The organism is Kitasatospora sp. MBT63 (assembly GCF_000710465.2).
GTDB lineage: Bacteria > Actinomycetota > Actinomycetes > Streptomycetales > Streptomycetaceae > Kitasatospora.
In genome coordinates, this window is record NZ_JAIZ01000822.1 from 593 (window position 1) to 4,200 (window position 3,608).

At 77.7% G+C, this 3,608-nt stretch carries 2 protein-coding genes; one reads left to right on the forward strand and one right to left on the reverse strand.

The genetic code is table 11. The features are described 5' to 3' along the window. Positions 1–174: 174 nt before the first annotated feature. Positions 175–3,228 carry a helix-turn-helix transcriptional regulator gene (locus AA75_RS43270; RefSeq protein ID WP_033826049.1) on the forward strand — a complete coding sequence of 1,018 codons (3,054 nt, stop codon included), beginning with the start codon at positions 175–177 and terminating at the stop codon, positions 3,226–3,228. Between the two features lie 31 nt (positions 3,229–3,259). Here AA75_RS43270 and AA75_RS53285 read toward each other — a convergent pair. Beyond that, on the reverse strand, positions 3,260–3,608 hold a 349-nt coding region (locus AA75_RS53285), incomplete at its 5' end, for an MASE1 domain-containing protein (protein ID WP_233289456.1).

Consider the following 3,608-nt stretch of genomic DNA (forward strand, 5'->3'; position numbering starts at 1 on the left):
GACCGGTTCCGCGACCGGGACCAGCCAGGAGACCATGGACACCACCACCTCCGAGATCACCGTGACGAGCCTGTCCTTCCACTGACGACCCGTCGCTGACCCGACGTCAGGAGCCGCTCGGAGGACCGGTATCCACCATGGTGGAAACCCGGCCCGATCCGTTAGCCTCCGTGGATGCTCATCACATCGCCGGTGGTCATCGGACGTGCCCGGGAGCTCGGGCTGCTCGGGGCGGGCCTCGCCGCCGCCCAGCGGGGCGAGGGCCGCGCCGTCTTCCTGCTCGGCGAGGCCGGGATCGGCAAGTCCCGGCTGGCCGCCGAGTGCGCCTACCGGGCGGTCGCGGACGGCACCGTGGTGCTCCGCGGCCGCGCCGGCTCCAGCGGCGCACCGGTACCGTTCCGGCCGATCACCGAGGCGCTGCTGGCGCTGTTCCGGATCGGCGGCCCGCCGCAGGACCCGGCCCTGGCCCCGTACCGGCCGGCGCTGGCCGCACTGGTCCCGGAGTGGCGCGGCACCGCCGACCCCGAGGTGACACCCTCGCTCACCGAGACCGCCGAGGCGTTCCTGCGGCTGCTGGCCGCCGTCGGGCGCGGCCCGGCCGGCCGGCGGCCCGCCGGCTGCCTGCTGATCGTCGAGGACCTGCACGACGCGGACGCCGAGACCCTGGCGGTGGTCGACCACCTGGTCGACAACCTCGCCGGCCTGCCGGTCCAGCTGGTCGCCACGCTGCGCTCCGGGGCCGGCCCGGCCGCCGAACTCGCCCACGCCGCCGGTGCCCGCCGCGCCGCCGACCTGGCCGAGCTGCGCCCGCTCGCCCCGGCCGAGGTCCGGGCGCTGGCCGAGTCCTGTCTGGCCGCACCGGCCGGCGGCCTGCCGGAGACGGTCACCGCCCGGCTGGTCCGGGACTGCGGCGGGAACCCGTTCGTCGTCGAGGAGCTGCTCAGCGGCATGGTCGCCGCCGGGGTGATCCGCCAGGACGGGCAGCAGGGCTGGCAGGTCGGCGGCGACCTGGGCATCGAGGTCCCCACCACCGTAGTGCGCAGCGTCGCCCAGCGGGCCGCCCGGCTGGACCCGGCCGCCCGTGAACTGCTGTACGCCGCGGCCGTGCTGGGCCGGCGGTTCGCGCTGCCGGTGCTGCAGCTGGTGACCGGGCTGGACGACCGCAGCCTGCTGATCCACCTGCGCGCGGGCATCGACGCCCAGCTGATCTCCCCCGGCGGTCCGGTCGCCGACTGGTACGAGTTCCGGCACGCCCTGACCACCGACGCGCTGCTGGCCGCGCTGCTGCCGGTCGAGCGGGCCGCGATAGCCCGGCGCGCGGCCGAGGCGGTGGAACAGGCCCACCCGGGGCTGCCCGGCGAGTGGCGCCACCTGGTCGCGGTGCTGCGGCAGACCGCCGGGGACACCGCGGCCGCCGGGCTGCTGTTCGCCGAGGCCGGCCGCGGCGCGCTGGCCGGCGGCGCCGTCAGCTCCGCGGTGTCGCTGCTGGAACGCGCGCACGGCCTGATCGCCCCGGACGACGGACCGGAAGGCCCGGGGCCGGACGGCGGGCCGGCGGTCGGCAGCGTCGGGGAGCGCCCGGCGGCCCCCGAGGACGCCACCGCCGTCCTGGAGAGCCTGGTGTTCGCGCTGGTGGAGACCGGCCGGCTGGACCGGGCGCTGGCGCTGGCCGAGACCGTCCCGGTCGGCGGCCCGGGCGCACTGGACGACGCCCGGACGGCGGCCCTGCACACCCGGCTCGCCTGGGCCGCCGTCTCGGCGGGCCGGCCCGCCGACGCGGCCGCCCAGGTGGCGCTGGTGCGCGCCCTGCTCACCCGCTTCGACGGCTCCGCGCACACGCCCGCCCTGGACGTGGTCGAGGCCCACCTGGTCCTCACCGCCGCCCCCGCCGAGGGCGCCGCCGCCGACCGGACGGCCGAGGCCCAGCGGCTGGCCCGGCGCGCCGCCGAGCAGGCCGAACGGGCCGGACTCCCGGAGGTCGCCTGCCAGGCGTGGCAGTTGCTGGCGATGCTGGAGCGCCGGCACGGCTTCGACCGGGCCGACGCCTGCCTGGAGCGGATCCTCGCGCTCGCCGTCCAGGAGTCGCTGCCGACCTGGCAGGTCGACGCGCTGCTGCGGCTCGGCGTCAACGAGTTCATGCGCAGCGGCTCCTCGGCCCAGCTCGAACGGGCCCACCGGGCGGCGCTAGGCCTCGGGGCGCTCGGCCTGATGCACACCGCCGAGGCCACCTTGGCCATGCAGGCCGTGCTGCGCGGCGAGTACCGGGCCGCCGGCGAGCTGACCGACCGATGTCTGGAGGCGACCGCGGGCCTGCGCAACGTCGACCACCACCAGTTCGTGCTGCTCACCCGGGCCGCCGTCGCCGCCCACCAGGGCCGCCGCCCCGAGATGGAACGCGAACTCGACCGGTTCCGCCGCTGGGACGGCGACCGCTCGCTGCAGCTCCCGCTGGCGTACGGCAACTGCCGGGCGGTCTGCGCGCTGCTGGAGGAGGACCGGGACCGGGCGCTCACCGAACTGGAGCACGCCCGGCTGTGGGAGGAGCAGAACCCGACCGTCTTCTACCTCAACGGCCGCTACGGGCTGCGCCCGCTGCTGCGCGCGCTGGCCGGGCTCGCCGACCCGGCCGAACACACCGCCGCGGCCGCCGACCCCGCCGCCGGGCTGCTGTGGAACCGGCAGTTCGAGCGGCTCGCGCACGCCGTCCACGAGGGCCGGGCCGGACGCCACGACGCGGCCGCGCTGGCCGTCGAGGAGGCGGTCACGGCGGGCCGGCCGTTCCTGATGGCCCGCCACCTGGGGCTGCGGCTGGTCTCGGAGGCGGCGCTCGCGGACGGCTGGGGCGACCCGGTGCGCTGGCTGCGCACCGCGGAGGAGTACTTCCACGGTGCCGCGGTCCCGGCGGTCGCCAACGCCTGCCGCCACCTGCTGCGCCGGGCGGGCGCCAGCGTCCCGCAGCGCCGCACCGGCGCCGACCGGGTACCCGCGGAGCTGCGCCGGCAGGGTCTGACCGTGCGCGAGCACGAGGTGCTGCTGCTGGTCGCGCAGCGGCTGGGCAACCAGGAGATCGCGGCCCGGCTGCACATCTCCCCGCGCACCGTGGAGAAGCACGTCGCCAGTCTGCTCACCAAGACCGGCCGTCCGCACCGCACCGCCCTGAGCGACTTCGCAGCGGCCGCCACAGCCGGGCCGGCGGGTCTCCCGTCGCCGCCCCGGCTGGTGCGCTGAGCGCCACCGGCGCCCGGCGCCCGGCGCCCGCTCAGTCGGCCGCCCCGGGCGGCCGGGGGGTGGTGCCGTACGGGCGGTGCTCCGGGCCGGCGGCGCCGCGCCGGGGGTCGCCGCCGGAGGCCAGCCGGGACACCACCTCGGTGAGTTCGTCGCAGGCCTGCTGGATCTTGCGGTGGGTGTTCTGCCGTTCGGCGACGATCGCGGCCAGCAGCAGCCCGGTCAGCGCCGCCGAGCCGTTCAGCGCCTGCAGCGTGACCATCTGGTGCAGCACGCTCTGCCCGGCGAACGGCCCGGCGTCCTCGGTCGCGGCGGTGATGGTCAGCACGGAGGCCGCCAGCACGCACGGCGCGGCCCCGGCCAGCTCGAACCGCAGGGCCGCC

What these genes read in the sequence shown, in the direction of transcription:
- AA75_RS43270 (WP_033826049.1), top strand. Translation starts at nt 175, where the DNA reads ATGCTCATCACATCGCCGGTGGTCATCGGACGTGCCCGGGAGCTCGGG.